The sequence below is a fragment of the Halomonas daqiaonensis genome (assembly GCF_900109725.1).
In the GTDB taxonomy this organism is placed as follows: Bacteria; Pseudomonadota; Gammaproteobacteria; order Pseudomonadales; family Halomonadaceae; genus Halomonas; species Halomonas daqiaonensis.
Genome location: NZ_FOBC01000016.1, coordinates 69,503 through 89,136, shown reverse-complemented (window position 1 = coordinate 89,136; position 19,634 = coordinate 69,503). Strand labels below are relative to the sequence as shown.

14 protein-coding genes, 4 tRNA genes and 2 rRNA genes are annotated in these 19,634 nt (G+C 63.2%); all 20 read left to right on the top strand.

Features of this window, described 5'->3' with window-relative positions; genetic code table 11:
* Positions 1-137: ribosomal RNA gene (locus BMY30_RS13170) — 23S ribosomal RNA — on the top strand; the annotation flags it as partial.
* 83 nt (positions 138-220) lie between these two features.
* A 5S ribosomal RNA gene (gene rrf, locus BMY30_RS13165) occupies positions 221-336 on the top strand.
* A gap of 244 nt (positions 337-580) precedes the next feature.
* Positions 581-1,564, top strand: coding sequence for a biotin--[acetyl-CoA-carboxylase] ligase (locus tag BMY30_RS13160; RefSeq protein ID WP_089714447.1), 984 nt, complete (start codon positions 581-583; stop codon positions 1,562-1,564).
* Positions 1,561-2,400 carry a type III pantothenate kinase gene (locus BMY30_RS13155; RefSeq protein ID WP_089714445.1) on the top strand — a complete coding sequence of 280 codons (840 nt, stop codon included), beginning with the start codon at positions 1,561-1,563 and terminating at the stop codon, positions 2,398-2,400. The genes BMY30_RS13160 and BMY30_RS13155 overlap by 4 nt, the downstream gene beginning before the upstream one ends.
* A gap of 123 nt (positions 2,401-2,523) precedes the next feature.
* Positions 2,524-2,607 (top strand) — tRNA-Tyr (locus tag BMY30_RS13150).
* 49 nt (positions 2,608-2,656) lie between these two features.
* Positions 2,657-2,730 (top strand) — tRNA-Gly (locus BMY30_RS13145).
* A 29-nt stretch (positions 2,731-2,759) separates the two neighbouring features.
* Positions 2,760-2,834: transfer RNA gene (locus BMY30_RS13140), tRNA-Thr, on the top strand.
* 152 nt (positions 2,835-2,986) lie between these two features.
* Positions 2,987-3,062 (top strand) — tRNA-Trp (locus BMY30_RS13135).
* Positions 3,063-3,134: 72 nt separating this feature from the next.
* The gene (gene secE / locus BMY30_RS13130) at positions 3,135-3,503 is read left to right on the top strand and encodes a preprotein translocase subunit SecE (protein ID WP_089714442.1); all 369 of its coding nucleotides are present in this window, start codon (positions 3,135-3,137) and stop codon (positions 3,501-3,503) included.
* A gap of 8 nt (positions 3,504-3,511) precedes the next feature.
* Entirely contained in the window at positions 3,512-4,045 is a 534-nt protein-coding gene (gene nusG, locus BMY30_RS13125) for a transcription termination/antitermination protein NusG (RefSeq protein WP_089714438.1), read from the top strand.
* Between the two features lie 92 nt (positions 4,046-4,137).
* The gene (gene rplK, locus BMY30_RS13120; RefSeq protein WP_089714436.1) at positions 4,138-4,569 is read left to right on the top strand and encodes a 50S ribosomal protein L11; all 432 of its coding nucleotides are present in this window, start codon (positions 4,138-4,140) and stop codon (positions 4,567-4,569) included.
* Positions 4,570-4,571: 2 nt separating this feature from the next.
* Complete coding sequence (rplA, locus tag BMY30_RS13115) at positions 4,572-5,264, top strand: 50S ribosomal protein L1 (RefSeq protein WP_089714434.1); 693 nt, start codon at positions 4,572-4,574, stop codon at positions 5,262-5,264.
* A 258-nt stretch (positions 5,265-5,522) separates the two neighbouring features.
* A complete protein-coding gene (gene rplJ / locus BMY30_RS13110) occupies positions 5,523-6,026 on the top strand; it encodes a 50S ribosomal protein L10 (protein ID WP_089714432.1) in 504 nt (167 codons plus the stop codon).
* An 89-nt stretch (positions 6,027-6,115) separates the two neighbouring features.
* Positions 6,116-6,487, top strand: coding sequence for a 50S ribosomal protein L7/L12 (gene rplL / locus BMY30_RS13105; protein ID WP_089714430.1), 372 nt, complete (start codon positions 6,116-6,118; stop codon positions 6,485-6,487).
* A gap of 234 nt (positions 6,488-6,721) precedes the next feature.
* Positions 6,722-10,801 (top strand): DNA-directed RNA polymerase subunit beta, encoded by a 4,080-nt coding sequence (rpoB, locus tag BMY30_RS13100; RefSeq protein ID WP_089714428.1) that lies wholly within the window; start codon positions 6,722-6,724, stop codon positions 10,799-10,801.
* An 87-nt stretch (positions 10,802-10,888) separates the two neighbouring features.
* Positions 10,889-15,106, top strand: coding sequence for a DNA-directed RNA polymerase subunit beta' (gene rpoC, locus BMY30_RS13095; RefSeq protein WP_089714425.1), 4,218 nt, complete (start codon positions 10,889-10,891; stop codon positions 15,104-15,106).
* A 154-nt stretch (positions 15,107-15,260) separates the two neighbouring features.
* Positions 15,261-15,635, top strand: a complete 375-nt coding sequence (rpsL, locus tag BMY30_RS13090) for a 30S ribosomal protein S12 (RefSeq protein ID WP_089714423.1) — start codon at positions 15,261-15,263, stop codon at positions 15,633-15,635.
* Between the two features lie 134 nt (positions 15,636-15,769).
* On the top strand, positions 15,770-16,240 hold the full coding sequence (rpsG, locus tag BMY30_RS13085; protein WP_040183143.1) for a 30S ribosomal protein S7: 471 nt from the start codon (positions 15,770-15,772) through the stop codon (positions 16,238-16,240).
* 30 nt (positions 16,241-16,270) lie between these two features.
* Positions 16,271-18,391, top strand: coding sequence for an elongation factor G (gene fusA, locus BMY30_RS13080; protein ID WP_089714421.1), 2,121 nt, complete (start codon positions 16,271-16,273; stop codon positions 18,389-18,391).
* A gap of 29 nt (positions 18,392-18,420) precedes the next feature.
* A complete protein-coding gene (gene tuf, locus BMY30_RS13075; protein ID WP_089714419.1) occupies positions 18,421-19,614 on the top strand; it encodes an elongation factor Tu in 1,194 nt (397 codons plus the stop codon).
* The last annotated feature ends 20 nt before the right edge of the window (positions 19,615-19,634 follow it).

The following is a 19,634-nucleotide window of genomic DNA, read 5'->3' as shown; positions in this document are numbered from 1 at the left end:
CCCCTTCAAGATGAGACATCCCCGAGGCCTCGAGCCTCCTGAAGGGCCCAGCGAGACCAGCTGGTTGATAGGCCGGGTGTGGAAGCGCTGCAAGGCGTTGAGCTAACCGGTACTAATGGCCCGTGAGGCTTGACCATATAACACCCAAGCGGTCTGCCGATGGCGACCGACAGCCGGATACGACGAGACGACTCAGTTCAGCATGATTCACCGTTTTTCGCCTGACGACCATAGCGTGCGGGAACCACCTGATCCCATGCCGAACTCAGCAGTGAAACCGCTCAGCGCCGATGGTAGTGTGGGGCCTCCCCATGCGAGAGTAGGTCATCGTCAGGCACCTACTCAGAAACCCCGGCCCTTGGTCGGGGTTTCGTCGTTGGGGGCCTTCCCATGGAGAGTCCCGGGGTGCCGGCCAAGTCATCGTCAGGCACCTATCCCGAGAAAACCCCGTGTTCGAAAGAGCGCGGGGTTTTTTCTTGTCTGGCGCCCGTACCGTTAAGGGGTGGGACTTTCGTCGCTGTCGTTTCCGGGGGCTGGCCGCATCCGCTAGAATGTCACATTTCCGGTCAGGGGCATGAGCATGACCATCGGTGACCTGATCCGCCTGCTGAGCGATGGCGAGTTCCACTCCGGCGAACAACTGGGTGAACGGCTGGGCGTGTCACGGGCGGCGGTATGGAAACAGTTGCGCAAGCTGGAGTCTCTGGGCATTCCCATGGAGGCGGTCAAGGGCCAGGGATATCGACTGGTCGAGCGCCTGGAGCTGCTGGATGGTAGCGCCATTGTGGCTGGTCTGTCGCCAGATGCGCGCCTCCACCTGGCGCGGCTGTTTGTCGAGGAGAGCCTGCCGTCCAGCAACGCTTTCCTGCGCGAGCGCTTTTCCCAAGGGGCGGGGCATGGCGAGGTCTGTCTGGTAGAGCAGCAGAGCGAGGGGCGCGGGCGTCGAGGACGCCCCTGGGTGACCCCCTGGGGACGAACCCTGATGCTCTCGATCGGCTGGCGGGTCGAAGCGGGAGTGACGTCACTGGAAGGGCTGAGTCTGGCACTGGGTGTGGCCCTCGCCAGGGTACTCGAACGCCATGGCGTCAGGCCTCGCCTCAAGTGGCCCAATGATGTGCTGCTGGAGGACGATGACGGGGTGCTTGGCAAGCTGGCGGGTATCCTGGTGGAAATCAGCGGTGATGCCGCCGGTCCCTGCGAGGTGGTGGTGGGCATGGGTATCAATGTCGACTTGCCGGCGGTGTTCCGCGAGGGCATCGATCAGGCCGTTGCGGCGGTCCACGACCAGGCACCGGGACTCTCTCGCAATGCATTGGCCGTCGAACTGCTGGACGAGTTGCTGCCTCTGCTGGCGGACTTCGAGAGACAGGGGTTCTCTGCCTGGCGCGACGACTGGAACGCCCGGCATGCCTTCTACGACCGCGAGGTCGAGATCCTGCAGCGGGGAGCCCGGGAGCTAGCGATCGCCGGTGATGTGGATGATGCCGGAAATCTCTGGGTGCAGCAGGAAGGTCGTCCGGTGCGGCTTGCCGGTGGCGAGATCAGCGTGCGGAGACGCGCATGATCCTGGACCTTGATATCGGTAACACCCTCTCCAAGTGGCGGCTAAAGGATGCCGACAGCAGCGAGATTCGCTCGCGCGGTGCCGTCTGGACCCGTGAGGAGTGGCGTCCGGGTGCGGATATCCCCGACCTCGACGTGGTCGAGGCAGTACGGATCTCCAGCGTGGCGCGCAAGGCGGTGCTGGAGGAGACGGTGGCGCTACTGCACCATCGGGTGGGCACCGTCCATGTGGCGCGCTCGACAGCCGAGGCCCTGGGGGTCACCAACGGCTATGAGGAGCCCGGTAAGCTTGGTGTCGATCGCTGGATGGGGGCCTTGGCGGGCTACCAACTGGCTGGTGGCTGCTGTGCCGTAGACTGCGGTAGTGCCATCACCGTCGATTTCGTGCTGCCCGGTGGGCGCCACCTGGGAGGTTATATCCTGCCCGGGTTGCGATTGATGAAGGAGAGCCTCAAGCTCGGCACCCGCAACGTCGCTATTGATCCCGACAGCGAGGCCGAGGAGCTGCTGGAGCCTGGCAGGCGTACCGTCGAGGCGGTCAACCACGGCATCTATATGGCGGCGGTGAGCGCCGTCAATCGCATCTACAGCGAGGTCTGTGACCAGCAGGGCGTGGCGCTACCGATGATGCTGACCGGCGGTGATGCCCGGGTGGTATCGCGCGGTATCCAGGTGCCCCATACGGTCTGGCCGGACATGGTCTACGGGGGGCTGGAAGCCTGCTTCCCGTTGACCGCAGCCGAGCGGGCGGGACGCATGTCCGGGGCACCCCGGGTGCCCGCGCCGGTGGCGCTGGAAAAGATACGTGCCGCGCTTGCATTCTCGATGTTGCTTTGACACAATGCGCCGCGTTCCGGAGAGGCGCGGCCGGCAACCGGCAAGGTGGTCGTACCGAGTCAAGATGCAGTGAAAACAGGCACTTGACACTGGAAGCAGAGGCGGTAGAATGCACCGCCAGCTGGAGGGGTTCCCGAGTGGCCAAAGGGAGCAGACTGTAAATCTGCCGCGAAAGCTTCGAAGGTTCGAATCCTTCCCCCTCCACCAGGTTCAGCTGCACCCGATGCGTCGAGTGATGGCAAGCAAGAGTGGGTCGGCGGGCATAGTTCAATGGTAGAACCTCAGCCTTCCAAGCTGATGATGCGGGTTCGATCCCCGCTGCCCGCTCCAGGTATCAGGCTGCGAAGCCACAAGGTTGCGCTCATGTAGCTCAGGGGTAGAGCACACCCTTGGTAAGGGTGAGGTCGACGGTTCAAATCCGTCCATGAGCTCCATATCGAGAAGGCGAGCCGAGGCTCGTCTTTTCTTTTTCTTTCCCGTGATGGCATCGTGCGGGGAAGGGGTTGCCAGAAAGAGCGGCTTTCGCTATCATGGCGCCCGCTGTCGTACAGGTCGCCTGCAAAGGGTGGTCGCGTAAAGCAGATACAGGCCAGTAGCTCAATTGGCAGAGCAGCGGTCTCCAAAACCGCAGGTTGGGGGTTCGATTCCCTCCTGGCCTGCCAGTCTTCCCCAGGCTGGCGAGATCTCATATACTTTCATGTTTCGATTGCTGCACCCTGAGGAGTCTCGTTTTCATGAAGCATAACGCCGAGGTGCAGGAGTCGCGCCACGACGGGCTCAAGTGGGCGGTTGTCGTCACTCTGCTGGTCCTTGCCGTGGTCGGCAATACCTATTTCGCCGACCAGGCGCTTCTCTATCGTGTGCTCGGTGTCGTCGTGCTTAGTGCGGCGGCGGCCTTGGTGGCGCTGACCACGACCAAGGGGCGTGATCTGGTCGAACTCGCCAGGAGTGCGAAGAAGGAAATCCAGCGGGTCATCTGGCCGACACGGGCCGAGACCGTACAGACCACCGCCATCGTGCTGGTGGCCGTGCTGGTGGTCGGGCTGATGCTCTGGCTGATCGACACCCTTCTTGGCTGGGCGATGTCCGGCGTCATCGGTTAGGAGTTTTCATGTCAAAGCGTTGGTATGTCGTCCACGCCTACTCCGGCTTCGAGAAGCATGTCATGCGCTCGCTTATCGAGCGCGTGAAGATGCACGGCATGGAGGATCGCTTCGGCGAGATCCTGGTGCCGACCGAAGAGGTCGTCGAGGTGCGTGACGGCAAGCGTCGCAAGAGCGAGCGCAAGTTCTATCCCGGCTACGTGCTGGTCGAGATGGAAATGGATGACGAGACCTGGCACCTGGTCAACGAGACGCCGCGCGTGATGGGGTTCATCGGTGGCACCAAGGAAAAGCCGGCCCCCATTACCCGCAAGGAGGCCGATGCCATCCTCAGTCGGGTCAAGGACGGCACCGACAAGCCGAAGCCCAAGACGCTCTTCGAGCCGGGCCAGTCGGTGCGCGTCGTCGACGGCCCCTTCGCCGACTTCAACGGAGTCGTCGAAGAGGTCAATTACGACAAGAGCCGAGTGCAGGTCAGCGTGCTGATCTTCGGCCGCTCCACGCCTGTCGAGCTGGAGTTTGCCCAGGTCGAGAAGGAATAGCCTTCCGGCCCTGATTGTTTCGTGGCAATCACCTGCGGGTGGTTGTGTAACCCGGGGAGCCGCAAGGCGCTACTACCCAACTGGAGTCCATCATGGCCAAGAAAGTACAGGCTTACATCAAGCTGCAGGTGGCAGCTGGCAAGGCCAATCCGAGTCCCCCCGTGGGCCCCGCGCTGGGCCAGCACGGCGTCAACATCATGGAGTTCTGCAAGGCGTTCAACGCCGCGACCCAGGATATCGAGCCGGGCCTGCCGACCCCCGTAGTCATCACTGTCTACTCCGACCGCAGTTTCACCTTCATCACCAAGACCCCGCCTGCCGCGGTCCTGCTGAAGAAGGCGGCCGGCATCAAGTCCGGCTCCGGTGAGCCGAACAAGAACAAGGTCGGTACCGTGACTCGTGAGCAGCTCGAGGAGATCGCCAAGACAAAGGAGCCGGATCTGACGGCTGCCGATCTCGACGCCGCGGTGCGTACCATTGCCGGTAGCGCCCGCAGCATGGGCCTGAATGTGGAGGGTCTTTGATCATGGCCAAGCTTACCAAGCGTGCACAACAGATTCGCGAGAAGGTTGACGCCAACCGGACCTACTCTCTCGACGAGGCCGTGGCCCTGCTTTCCGAGCTGTCCACTGTCAAGTTCAAGGAGTCCCTGGACGTTGCCATCAACCTCGGCGTCGATCCGCGTAAATCCGATCAGGTCGTGCGTGGCGCCACCGTCATGCCCAACGGTACCGGCAAGGACGTGCGTGTTGCGGTCTTCACCCAAGGTGCCAACGTCGATGCCGCCAAGGAAGCCGGTGCCGATATCGTCGGCATGGACGACCTGGCCGAGCAGGTCAAGAAGGGCCAGTTGGACTTCGACGTGGTGATCGCCTCGCCGGATGCCATGCGCGTCGTCGGCCAGCTGGGCCAGATTCTCGGTCCGCGCGGCCTGATGCCGAACCCCAAGGTTGGTACCGTGACCCCTGACGTGGCCACTGCCGTCAAGAACGCCAAGGCCGGCCAGGTGCGCTTCCGGACCGACAAGAACGGCATCATCCATACCACCCTTGGCAAGGTCGACTTCGAGGCTTCTGCCATCCAGGGCAATCTGGAGGCGCTGGTCGCCGACCTGAAGAAGCTCAAGCCGAGCACGTCCAAGGGTATCTATCTCAAGAAGGTCACCCTGTCTACCACCATGGGCCCGGGGCTGACCATCGATCATTCCGCCCTAGCCTGATCGGGCGGCGATCGAGACGATTGCAGGAACTTTGCGGTCCCCGTGCCGGGCTATCTCGCCGGCGGGGCATCGTCAAAGACCGCAGGTGCCGCGCTTCTTGCGAGTGCGGCTTAATCTTCCCCCGGGAAGGCCTGCGCAGATGGTGTGGCCGCCAGATATCTGGTGAGCACCATCACCCAAGGCTCCCGGCCTTCGGTCGGGAGAGATGGTAACCACCGGAATCCTCTCGCGAGGTTCCGGCACGAAGGAGTGATCACTGTGCCACTAGCACTCGAAGGCAAGAAGGCAATTGTTGCCGAGGTCAGTGAAGCGGCCAAGGATGCGCTCTCCGTCGTCGTTGCCGACTCTCGTGGCGTCGCGGTCAGCGCGATGACTGACCTGCGCAAGCAGGCCCGCGAGAATGGCGTGCAGATCCGTGTTGTTCGCAACACCCTGGCACGCCGCGCCCTGTCTGGAACTCCCTGGGAGATTCTGGACGAGACCTTCTCCGGTCCGACCATGCTGGCCTTCTCCTACGAGCATCCGGGTGCTGCCGCCCGTCTGTTCAAGGAGTTCGCCAAGGGTCAGAAGGAGTTCGAGGTCAAGGCGCTGGCCTACGAAGGTGAGCTGATCCCGGCAAGCGACATCGACCGTCTGGCTAATCTGCCGACCTACGATGAGGCGATCGCCAAGCTGATGTCCGTCATGAAGGAAGCTTCTGCCGGCAAGCTGGTTCGTACCCTCGCGGCGCTGCGTGACCAGAAGCAGGAAGAGGCCGCCTGAACGGCGAACTCTTGCGCTCAGCCCGAATCGAACATTGAATCCCGAGCCATCGCGATGACGAGGCTCCCGCAAAGTTAGGAATCTAGACAATGGCACTGACCAAAGAAGACATCATCAACGCCGTCGCCGACATGTCCGTCATGGAAGTGGCCGAGCTGATCGAGGCCATGGAAGAGAAGTTCGGTGTCTCTGCCGCCGCCGCTGTCGTGGCCGGCCCGGGTGGCGGTGAAGCCGCCGCCGAAGAAGAGCAGACCGAGTTCGACGTCGTGCTGACAAGCGCCGGCGACAAGAAGGTCAACGTGATCAAGGCGGTCCGCGAGATCACCGGCCTGGGCCTCAAGGAAGCCAAGGGTGCCGTCGACGGCGCACCGGCGACCATCAAGGAAGGCCTGTCCAAGGACGATGCCGAAGAGGCAAAGAAGAAGCTGGAAGACGCCGGCGCGAGTGTGGAGCTCAAGTAACCCTTGTGCCCGAGGCTTCACGCGTTGCTGCGTAAGCTTCCACGGCTGGTGGCGGGACACCCGCTGCCGGCCTTTTTCTGTTGTCACTAGCCGGTTGCCCTAGGGCCACCGCTAGCCGAATTCCGACGGCGAGCTTCCTGATGGAGGCTTGCCGTCAGCGCCTGACGGAGCCGAACCCGTCGGGTGACGCCGACACGCATCGGTCACCCATGGTGAACAAGCTGGGGAATACAGATGGCTTACTCATACACTGAGAAAAAACGCATCCGCAAGGATTTTGGCAAACTGCCGCAAGTAATGGATGTGCCCTACCTGCTGGCCATCCAGCTTGATTCCTACTACGAGTTTCTCCAGCAGGATCGCTCACCCGAAGAACGCCTGGAAATCGGCCTGCACGCCGCCTTCAAGTCGGTCTTCCCGATCGCGAGCTTCTCCGGCAACGCTGCGCTGGAGTATGTCAGCTACCGTTTCGGCACTCCGGCCTTCGACGTCAAGGAGTGCCAGCTGCGTGGCGTCACCTACTCTGCACCCCTGCGCGTCAAGGTTCGCCTGATCATCTACGACAAGGATTCGTCCAACAAGGCGATCAAGGACATCAAGGAGCAGGAAGTCTATATGGGGGAAATCCCCCTGATGACCGAGAACGGTACCTTCGTCATCAATGGTACCGAGCGCGTCATCGTCTCCCAGCTGCACCGTTCGCCCGGCGTGTTCTTCGACCACGACAAGGGCAAGAGCCACTCTTCCGGGAAGCTGCTGTATTCCGCTCGGGTGATCCCCTACCGCGGCTCCTGGCTCGACTTCGAGTTCGATCCCAAGGACAGCGTCTTCGTGCGCATCGACCGTCGCCGCAAGCTGCCGGCCACGGTGCTGCTGCGTGCCCTGGGCATGAGCGCCGAGGAGATTCTCGACGAGTTCTTCGAGCTCAGTACCTTCCACATCGAGAAGGCCGGCTTCTCGGTGGACCTGGTGCCTTCGCGTCTGCGCGGTGAGACCGCGACCTTCGACATCAAGGACGGCGACGGCAACGTCATCGTCGAGGAAGGCCGCCGGATCACCCAGAAGCACATCCGCCAGCTGGAAAAGGCCGGCCTCGAGCGCCTCGACGTGCCGATGGACTATCTGTTCGGCAAGACTCTGGCCAAGGATCAGGTCGACCCGAATACCGGCGAGCTGATCTGTCCCTGCAATACCGAGATCACTCCCGAGCTGTTGGAGAAGATCGCTCAGGCGGGCATCACCACCCTCGAGACGCTCTACACCAACGACCTCGACTGTGGCCCCTTCGTCTCCGACACCCTCAAGCTGGACACCACCGGCTCCCGCCTCGAGGCGCTGGTCGAGATCTACCGCATGATGCGGCCCGGCGAGCCACCCACCAAGGAGGCCGCGGAGACGCTGTTCAACAATCTGTTCTTCAGCGAAGACCGCTACGACCTGTCGGGCGTTGGTCGCATGAAGTTCAACCGCCGCCTGCGTCGCGACAGCGACACCGGGTCCGGCGTCCTCGACCGCCAGGACATCCTCGACGTTCTGCGCGAGATGATCGCGATCCGCAACGGCTTCGGTGACGTCGACGACATCGACCACCTGGGCAACCGTCGCATTCGCTGCGTCGGTGAGATGGCCGAGAACCAGTTCCGCGTCGGGCTGGTGAGGGTTGAGCGCGCGGTCAAGGAGCGCCTCTCCATGGCCGAGAGCGAAGGCCTGATGCCCCAGGACCTGATCAATGCCAAGCCGGTGGCGGCAGCGGTCAAGGAGTTCTTCGGCTCCAGCCAGCTCTCCCAGTTCATGGACCAGAACAACCCGCTCTCCGAGGTCACCCACAAGCGCCGCGTCTCTGCGCTCGGCCCGGGCGGCCTGACGCGCGAGCGGGCCGGCTTCGAGGTGCGCGACGTCCACGCCACGCACTACGGCCGTCTGTGCCCGATCGAGACGCCGGAAGGTCCGAACATCGGCCTGATCAATTCCCTGGCTACCTACAGCCACACCAACAGCTACGGCTTCCTCGAGACGCCGTACCGCAAGGTCGTGGACGGCCAGGTGACCGACGACGTGGTCCACCTCTCGGCCATCGAGGAGGGCGACTTCGTCATCGCCCAGGCCTCCGCTACCGTGGACGAGTCGAACAAGCTGGTCGACGATCTGGTGCAGGTCCGTCACCGCGGCGAGACCACCTTCATGCGTCCCGAGCAGGTCACCCTGATGGACGTCTCGCCGCGCCAGGTGGTCTCCGTGGCCGCGGCGCTGATCCCTTTCCTCGAGCACGACGACGCCAACCGCGCCCTGATGGGGGCGAACATGCAGCGTCAGGCCGTGCCCACCCTGCGCGCCGACAAGCCGCTGGTAGGTACCGGGATGGAGCGCTTCGTGGCGCGCGATTCCGGCGTCTGTGAGGTGGCCCGTCGGGGCGGCGTGATCGATTCGGTCGATGCCAAGCGGATCGTGGTGCGGGTCAGCGAGGACGAGATCATCGGCGGCGAAGCCGGCGTTGATATCTACAACCTGACCAAGTACCTGCGCTCCAACCAGAATACCTGCATGAACCAGCGGCCCATCGTTCGCCCCGGTGACCAGGTGCGCCGTGGCGATATCCTGGCCGACGGTCCCTCCGTGGACATGGGCGACCTGGCGCTGGGCCAGAACATGCGCATCGCCTTCATGCCGTGGAACGGCTACAACTTCGAGGACTCCATCCTGCTCTCCGAGCGGGCGGTCCAGGAGGATCGCTTCACCACCATCCACATCCAGGAACTGACCTGCGTCTCTCGTGACACCAAGCTGGGGTCGGAGGAGATCACCTCCGACATTCCCAACGTCGGCGAGTCGGCGCTGGGTAAACTGGACGAGGCCGGGGTGGTCTATATCGGTGCCGAGGTCGGCGCCGGCGATATCCTGGTGGGCAAGGTGACGCCCAAGGGCGAGACCCAGTTGACCCCGGAAGAGAAGCTGCTGCGGGCGATCTTCGGCGAGAAGGCCAGCGATGTGAAGGACACCTCGCTGCGCGCCCCGACCGGTATGACCGGAACCGTCATCGACGTCCAGGTGTTCACCCGCGACGGCGTGGAGAAGGACTCTCGGGCGCTCTCCATCGAGCAGAGCCAGCTCGATGAGGTGCGCAAGGACCTGCAGGAGACCTACCGCATCGCCGAGGATGCCACCTTCGAGCGCCTCAAGCGCACCCTCTCCGGTCAGGTCGTCAACGGCGGCCCCAAGCTGAAGAAGGGCGATGTGCTCTCCGACAGCTATCTCGAGGAGCTGCCGCGCCAGCAGTGGTTCAAGCTGCGCCTGCAGGACGAGACCTTCAACGAGCTGTTGGCCCAGGCCGACGAGCAGTTGGAGAACCGTCGCAAGGAGATGGACGAGCGCTTCGAGGACAAGAAGCGCAAGCTTACCCAAGGCGACGACCTGGCGCCGGGCGTTTTGAAGATCGTCAAGGTCTATCTGGCAATCAAGCGCCGCTTGCAGCCGGGCGACAAGATGGCCGGCCGTCACGGTAACAAGGGTGTCATCTCGGCGATCATGCCGATCGAGGACATGCCCTTCGACGACAACGGCGAACCCATCGACGTGGTGCTCAACCCGCTGGGCGTGCCCTCGCGGATGAACGTCGGGCAGATCCTCGAGACGCATCTGGGCATGGCGGCGCGTGGCCTCGGTGTCAAGATCGAGGGGCTGCTGCGCGACGCCCGCGAGCAGCAGGTAGCCGAGATCCGCGATTTCCTGAAGGAGGTCTATAACACCACCCAGGGGACCCGCGTCGAGGATCTCGACTCCTTGTCCGACGAGGAGGTCATCGCCCTGGCGAAGAACCTCAAGGGCGGCGTGCCGATGTCCACACCGGTGTTCGACGGTGCTCAGGAGCACGAGATCAAGCACCTGCTGCGTCTCGCCGACCTGCCGGACTCTGGCCAGATGACGCTCTACGACGGTCGCACCGGTGATGCCTTCGACCGCTCGGTGACCGTGGGTTACATGTACATGCTGAAGCTCAACCACCTGGTGGATGACAAGATGCACGCGCGCTCCACCGGTTCCTACTCGCTGGTTACCCAGCAGCCGCTGGGCGGCAAGGCACAGTTTGGTGGCCAGCGCTTCGGCGAGATGGAGGTCTGGGCCCTGGAGGCCTATGGCGCGGCCTACACGCTCCAGGAGATGCTCACCGTCAAGTCCGACGACGTGGAGGGTCGCACCAAGATGTACAAGAGCATCGTGGACGGCGACCACACCATGCAGGCGGGCATGCCGGAGTCCTTCAACGTGCTGGTGAAGGAAATCCGCTCGCTGGGCATCGATATCGAACTGGAAAGCTGAGGCTGCACTGCCTGCGCTTCACAGAATGACGGTCCGCGGGGGTGGCAACGCCCCCGCCCATGACAACTCCGCAACGGAGCCGACCCCATGAAAGATTTGGTGAAAGTCCTCAAATCGCAGTCTCAGTCCGAAGAGTTCGATGCGATCAAGATCACGCTGGCGTCGCCGGACATGATTCGCTCCTGGTCCTTCGGCGAGGTCAAGAAGCCCGAGACCATCAACTACCGCACCTTCAAGCCGGAGCGGGACGGCCTGTTCTGTGCCAAGATCTTCGGCCCGGTGAAGGACTACGAGTGCCTGTGCGGCAAGTACAAGCGCATGAAGCACCGCGGCATCATCTGCGAGAAGTGCGGCGTCGAGGTCACCAAGGCCGCGGTGCGCCGCGAGCGCATGGGCCACATCGAGCTGGCAAGCCCCGTCGCCCACATCTGGTTCCTCAAGTCGCTGCCGTCGCGCATCGGCATGTTCCTGGACATGACCCTGCGCGACATCGAGCGTGTGCTCTACTTCGAGAGCTTCATGGTCATCGACCCGGGCATGACCACCCTCGAGCGTGGCCAGCTGCTCAATGACGAGCAGTATTTCGAGGCTCTTGAGGAGTTCGGTGACGACTTCGATGCCCGCATGGGGGCCGAGGCCGTCCAGGCGCTGCTCAAGGACATCGACCTCGACGAGGAGATCGGTCGGCTACGCGAGGAGATCCCGCAGACCAACTCCGAGACCAAGATCAAGAAGCTCTCCAAGCGCCTCAAGCTGCTGGAAGCCTTCCAGGGGTCCGGAAACGACCCGGCGTGGATGGTCATGGAGGTGCTGCCGGTGCTGCCGCCGGACCTGCGCCCGCTGGTGCCGTTGGACGGTGGCCGCTTCGCGACCTCGGATCTCAACGACCTCTATCGGCGCGTGATCAACCGCAACAACCGCCTCAAGCGGCTGCTCGACCTCAATGCGCCCGACATCATCGTGCGCAACGAGAAGCGCATGCTGCAGGAGTCGGTAGACGCCCTGCTCGACAACGGTCGCCGTGGCAGGGCCATCACGGGCTCCAACAAGCGCCCGCTGAAGTCCCTGGCCGACATGATCAAGGGCAAGCAGGGCCGCTTCCGCCAGAACCTGCTGGGCAAGCGCGTCGATTACTCCGGCCGCTCGGTGATCACCGTGGGCCCGACCCTGCGCCTGCACCAGTGCGGCCTGCCCAAGAAGATGGCGCTGGAACTGTTCAAGCCGTTCATCTATTCCAAGCTGCAGTCGCTGGGCTATGCCTCCACCATCAAGGCCGCCAAGAAGATGGTCGAGCGCGAGACGGCCGAGGTGTGGGATATCCTCGCCGACGTCATCCGCGAGCATCCGGTGCTGCTCAACCGTGCGCCGACCCTGCACCGCCTGGGAATCCAGGCCTTCGAGCCGCTGCTGATCGAGGGTAAGGCGATCCAGCTGCACCCGCTGGTGTGTGCCGCCTACAACGCCGATTTCGACGGTGACCAGATGGCGGTGCACGTGCCGCTGACCCTGGAGGCGCAGCTGGAGGCCCGTGCGCTGATGATGGCCACGAATAACGTGCTGTCACCGGCCAACGGCGAGCCGATCATCGTGCCGTCCCAGGACGTGGTGCTGGGCCTGTATTACATGACCCGCGAGCGCATCAACGACAAGGGCGAGGGCATGGTGTTCTCCGGCCTCGACGAGGTGGAGCGTGCCTTCGGCACCCAGAGCGTGTCGATGCATGCCCGCGTCAAGGTGCGCCTCGACGAGGTGGACATCGACGAGGAGACCGGCGAGAAGAGCCATCACCGCCGGATCTACGACACCACCGTAGGCCGCGCGCTGCTGTTCCGCATCCTGCCCGAGGGCGTGCCCTTCGAGCTGGTCGACCAGCCGATGAAGAAGAAGGCCATCTCGAAGCTGATCAACGAGGTCTATCGCCGCGCCGGCCTCAAGCCGACGGTGATCTTCGCCGACCAGCTGATGTACACCGGCTTCCGTCTGGCCACCTGGTCCGGCGCCTCGATCGGCGTCAACGACTTCGTCATCCCGGACGCCAAGGCCGAGATCGTCGAAGCCGCCGAGGACGAGGTGAAGGAGATCGAGGACCAGTTCTCCTCGGGTCTCGTCACCGCCGGCGAGAAGTACAACAAGGTCATCGACATCTGGGCCCGGGCGAACGACCAGGTCGCCAAGGCGATGATGGCCGGCATCTCCAAGGAGACGGTGGTCGATCGCGAGGGCAAGGAGGTCGAGCAGGACTCCTTCAACAGCGTCTTCATCATGGCCGATTCCGGTGCCCGGGGTAGTGCCGCCCAGATCCGCCAGCTGGCGGGCATGCGCGGCCTGATGGCCAAACCGGACGGCTCGATCATCGAGACCCCGATCGTCGCCAACTTCCGCGAGGGCCTGAACGTCCTCCAGTACTTCATCTCGACCCACGGCGCGCGGAAGGGCCTGGCGGACACGGCACTCAAGACCGCCAACTCCGGTTACCTGACCCGTCGCCTGGTCGACGTCGCTCAGGACATGGTGATCACTGAGCCCGATTGCGGCACCGAGCGCGGCCTTACGCTGCACCCGGTCATTGAGGGCGGCGACATCATCGTCTCCCTGGCCCAGCGTGTGCTGGGTCGCGTGGTCGCCCAGGACGTCATCGACCCGGCCAGCGACGAGGTGCTGATCCCGCGCGGTACCCTGCTCGACGAGAAATGGTGTGCCGAGCTGGACACCATGGGCGTCGACGAGATCGTGGTGCGCTCGACCATCTCCTGCGAGACCCCCCATGGCGTCTGCTCGTCCTGCTATGGCCGTGATTTGGCGCGAGGCCATCAGGTCAACATCGGTGAGTCCGTGGGCGTCATCGCCGCCCAGTCGATCGGCGAGCCGGGCACTCAGTTGACCATGCGGACCTTCCACATCGGCGGGGCGGCCTCTCGTGCCTCGGCGGTGGACAGCGTCCGAGTCAAGCATGGCGGCAAGGTGCGCCTGCACAACATCAAGCACGTCGAGCGTGGCGACGGCAAGCTGGTGGTAGTGTCCCGCTCCAGCGCCCTGGCCGTTGCCGACGATCACGGCCGCGAGCGCGAGTACTACAAGCTGCCCTACGGGGCCGAGCTGGACGTGCGCGACGGCGACAGCGTCGAAGCCGGCCAGGCCGTGGCCAAGTGGGACCCGCACACCCACCCGATCATTGCCGAGGGTGAGGGGCAGGTGCAGTACAGCGACCTCGACGAGGGTGTCACCATGCACCGCAGCGTGGACGAGATGACCGGTCTCTCCTCCATCGAGGTGATCGAGTCGGCGGCGCGCCCCATGGCCGGGCGCGACAAGCGGCCGATGATCATGTTGACCGACGAAGCCGGCAATCCTGTCACCGTCTCCGGCTCCGACACGCCGGTGCAGTACCCGCTGCCTGGCAAGGCGATCATCACCGTCGATAACGGCTCCTACATCGGTGTCGGCGAGGTGGTAGCGCGTATCCCGGTGGAAGCCACCGGCAACAAGGACATCACCGGGGGTCTGCCGCGCGTCGCCGATCTGTTCGAGGCGCGCAAGCCGAAAGAGCCGTCCATCCTCGCCGAGGTCAGCGGTGTAATCAGCTTCGGCAAGGAGACCAAGGGCAAGCGTCGCTTGACCATCACCCCGGAAGACGGCGATCCCTTCGAGATGCTGATCCCGAAGTGGCGTCAGATCGCGGTCTTCGAGGGCGAGTCGGTCGAGAAGGGCGAGGTGATCTCGGACGGGCCAAGCAACCCGCACGACATTCTGCGGCTGCTGGGCATTGCCGAACTGGCCAAGTACATCACTACCGAGGTGCAGGATGTCTACCGCCTGCAGGGCGTGGGCATCAACGACAAGCACATCGAGGTGATTGTGCGTCAGATGCTGCGCAAGGTGGAGATCACCGACGCCGGCGACAGCGACTTCATCCCCGGCGACCAGGCCGAACTGGTCCGCGTGCTCGAGCAGAACGCACGTCTGGAGAAGGAGGAGAAGTTCCCGGCCAAGTACCAGCGGTTGCTGCTGGGGATCACCAAGGCCAGCCTTGCCACCGAGTCATTCATCTCCGCGGCCTCCTTCCAGGAGACCACGCGGGTGTTGACCGAGGCGGCGGTCACCGGCAAGCGCGACTACTTGCGCGGCCTGAAGGAGAACGTGGTGGTGGGGCGCCTGATCCCGGCCGGTACCGGCCTGACCCACCACGCGGAGCGTCGCCGCAAGCGTGAAGACGCCGAGCGGCTGCTCCACCCGTCGGCCTACGACGTCGAGCAGGAGTTGGGCGCCCAGCTCACCGCGCTGGACTCGGACGACGACGAGATCTGATGCCCGTGTCGCGGCACTGCTCCTCCCCCGCGGAGGCGCAGTGCTTGACGACGCGTCGTGTCAGCCATTAGAATGCGCAGCCTTTAACAGTGGGGCGGGTACGCCCGCACCCGCTGGACAAGGCAAGGCAACCCATTGGAGTCAGCTACACACCATGGCAACGATCAATCAGCTCGTGCGCAAGCCGCGCAAGCGCCAGGCCGCCAAGAGCGACGTGCCGGCGCTGCAGGCCTGCCCGCAGAAGCGCGGTGTCTGCACCCGCGTCTACACCACCACCCCGAAGAAGCCGAACTCCGCACTGCGTAAGGTGTGTCGTGTTCGTCTGACCAACGGTTTCGAGGTCTCCTCGTACATCGGCGGTGAGGGTCACAACCTCCAGGAACACTCCGTGGTCCTGATCCGCGGCGGCCGCGTAAAGGACCTTCCCGGTGTGCGTTATCACACCGTGCGCGGTGCCTTGGATACTTCCGGCGTGCAGAACCGCAAGCAGGGCCGTTCCAAGTACGGCACCAAGCGTCCCAAGGTCTGACCGACTTCGGTACGCAGTAGTCACACGATTTTGACCACGGTCTGATAAGAGTAAGGTCGAGCGCTGCCGGGGTGTCAGCACTCCGCGTCAGGAGTCTCGGGTTTACCTGAAGGATCCTTTAATGAGGGCTTATCATGCCTAGAAGAAGAGTTGCGGCCAAGCGCGAGATCCTGCCGGATCCCAAGTTCGGAAGCGAGCGCCTGGCGAAGTTCATGAACCACCTGATGATCGGCGGCAAGAAGTCCGTAGCTGAGCGTATCGTCTATGGTGCGCTGGACAGGGTTGCTGAGCGCAGCAAGGAAGAGCCGCTGGAGATCTTCGACAAGGCGCTGGAAGCCATCCAGCCCATGGTCGAGGTCAAGTCGCGCCGTGTCGGCGGTGCGACCTATCAGGTGCCCGTGGAAGTTCGCCCCTCGCGCCGTCATGCGCTGGCCATGCGCTGGTTGGTAGATGCGGCCCGTCGCCGTGGCGAGAAGACCATGGTGCTGCGCCTCGCCGGCGAGATGCTCGATGCCGCCGAAGGCAAGGGCTCGGCCGTCAAGAAGCGGGAAGACGTACATCGCATGGCAGAAGCCAACAAGGCCTTCTCTCATTACCGCTTCTAAACGCATCGCCAACCACAGGGGAGTTCCAACGTGGCTCGCAAGACTCCACTAAAGCGCTATCGCAACATTGGCATCGTGGCGCACGTAGATGCCGGCAAGACCACCACGACAGAACGCGTCCTGTTCTATACCGGCCTGTCCCACAAGGTCGGCGAGGTCCATGAGGGCGCTGCCACCATGGACTGGATGGAACAGGAGCAGGAGCGTGGCATTACCATCACCTCCGCGGCGACCACCTGTTTCTGGCAGGGAATGAGCAAGCAGTTCGATGAGCACCGCATCAACATCATCGACACCCCGGGACACGTCGACTTCACCATCGAGGTGGAGCGCTCCCTTCGCGTGCTCGACGGCGCCGTCGTGGTGCTGTGCGGCTCGTCCGGTGTCCAGCCGCAGACCGAGACCGTCTGGCGGCAGGCCAACAAGTACGAAGTTCCACGCATGGTGTTCGTCAACAAGATGGACCGTACCGGCGCCGACTTCTTCATGGTGGTTGATCAGCTCAAGGAGCGTCTCGGCGCCAATGCCGTGCCGATCCAGATCAACTGGGGCACCGAGGAAGAGTTCAAGGGCGTTATCGACCTCATCCAGATGAAGGCCATCCTCTGGGATGAAGAAAACTTCGGGATGAACTACGAACTGGTCGACATTCCCGCCGAGCTCCAGGAAACCGCCGAGAAGTTCCGCGAGGAGATGGTCGAGGCGGCCGCCGAAGCCTCCGAGGAACTGATGGACAAGTACCTCGAAGAGGGCGAGCTCACCATCGAGGAGATCAAGGCCGGCCTGCGTCGTCGTACGCTGGATAACGAGATCGTGCTGGTCACCTGCGGCTCTGCGTTCAAGAACAAGGGCGTTCAGGCCGTGCTGGATGGCGTCATCGAGTACATGCCGTCACCCACCGAGGTCAAGGCCATCGAGGGTGAGTTGGACGACAAGGATGGCACCATCGCCACTCGCGAAGCGGACGACAATGCTCCCTTCTCTGCTCTGGCCTTCAAGATCGCTACCGACCCCTTCGTCGGCACCCTGACCTTCATCCGCGTCTATTCGGGCGTGCTGAAGTCAGGCGACAGCATCTATAACTCCGTTAAGGAGAAAAAGGAACGTGTCGGTCGTATCGTTCAGATGCACGCCAACTCCCGCGAGGAGATCAAGGAAGTGCTGGCGGGCGACATCGCCGCCTGTATCGGCCTGAAGGACGTCACCACCGGTGACACCCTGTGCGACCTGAACGACAAGATCGTGCTGGAGCGCATGGAGTTCCCGGATCCGGTCATTTCCGTGGCCGTGGAGCCCAAGTCCAAGGCCGATCAGGAGAAGATGGGTGTGGCGCTGGGCAAGCTGGCCCAGGAAGACCCCTCCTTCCAGGTCAAGACCGACGAGGAGACTGGCCAGACCATCATCTCAGGCATGGGTGAGCTTCACCTCGACATCCTCGTCGACCGCATGCGTCGCGAGTTCAAGGTCGAGGCCAATATCGGCAAGCCGCAGGTGGCCTATCGCGAGACCATCCGCGCCAAGGTCGAGCAGGAAGGCAAGTTCGTTCGCCAGTCCGGCGGTCGCGGCCAGTACGGTCATGTGCACCTGCGCATCGAGCCGCTCACCGCAGAGGACAAGGGCGATGACGAGGACATGGACTTCAAGTTCATCTCGGAAATCGTCGGCGGCGTGGTTCCCAAGGAATACGTGCCGGCTGTCGAGAAAGGGGCCTACGAGCAGCTGAAGAACGGTGTCATCGCGGGCTATCCGATGATTGACGTCAAGGTTACGCTGTTCGACGGTTCCTACCATGACGTGGACTCGAACGAGACCGCGTTCAAGGTTGCCTCTTCCATGGCGGTCAAGGAAGGCGCCAAGAAGGCCAAGGCCGTGCTCCTCGAGCCGGTGATGAAGGTCGAGGTCGTTACCCCCGAAGACTTCATGGGTGACGTCATGGGCGACCTGAACCGCCGCCGTGGCCTCGTCCAGGGCATGGATGACTCCTCCATGGGCAAGGTCATTCGCGCCACGGTACCTCTGGCTGAGATGTTCGGTTACGCCACCGATCTGCGCTCTCAGACCCAGGGCCGCGCAAGCTACGTGATGGAGTTTGCGGATTACGAAGAGGCGCCGTCCAGCGTCGTTGAAGCCGTCATCAACCAGAACGGTTAACCGTTAGCTAACGTAAAGAGGTTATAGCAGTGGCTAAGGCAAAATTTGAACGTTCCAAACCGCATGTCAACGTCGGTACCATCGGTCACGTCGACCACGGCAAGACCACGCTGACTGCAGCCCTGACTCGTGTCTCCGCCGAAGTGTTCGGTGGTGACTGGAGTGAGTTCGACGCCATCGACAATGCGCCTGAAGAGCGTGAGCGCGGCATCACCATCGCCACCTCTCACGTCGAGTATCAGTCAGAGTCGCGTCACTACGCGCACGTCGACTGCCCGGGGCACGCCGACTACGTCAAGAACATGATCACCGGTGCCGCCCAGATGGACGGTGCCATCCTGGTCTGTTCCGCCGCCGACGGCCCTATGCCGCAGACCCGCGAGCACATCCTGCTGTCGCGTCAGGTCGGCGTGCCGTACATTGTCGTGTTCCTGAACAAGGCCGACATGGTCGACGACGAGGAGCTGCTCGAGCTGGTCGAGATGGAAGTGCGTGAACTCCTCGACGAGTACGACTTCCCGGGTGACGACACTCCGATCATCACCGGCTCTGCCCTGATGGCGCTCGAAGGCAAGGACGACAACGGCATGGGCACCACCGCCGTCGCCAGCCTGATCAAGGCTCTGGACGAGTACATTCCCGAGCCCGAGCGTGCCATCGACCAGCCGTTCCTGATGCCGATCGAAGATGTGTTCTCCATCTCCGGCCGCGGCACCGTGGTCACTGGCCGTGTCGAGCGTGGCGTGGTCAAGGCTGGCGAGGAAGTCGAGATCGTCGGTATCAAGGACACCGTCAAGACCGTCGTGACCGGCGTCGAGATGTTCCGCAAGCTGCTCGACGAAGGGCGTGCCGGTGAGAACGTCGGCGCCCTGCTGCGTGGCACCAAGCGTGACGACGTCGAGCGTGGCCAGGTCCTGGCCAAGCCGGGCACCATCACCCCGCACACCACATTCGAGGCCGAAGTGTACGTGCTGTCCAAGGACGAGGGTGGTCGTCACACGCCGTTCTTCAAGGGCTACCGTCCGCAGTTCTACTTCCGTACCACCGATATCACCGGTACCTGTGAACTGCCGGAAGGCGTCGAGATGGTCATGCCGGGCGACAACGTCAAGATGGTTGTCACCCTGATCGCTCCGATCGCCATGGATGACGGCCTGCGCTTCGCCATCCGTGAAGGCGGCCGTACCGTCGGTGCCGGCGTCGTGGCCAAGATCCTCAAGTAAGCGACTCGCCACTTGACCGA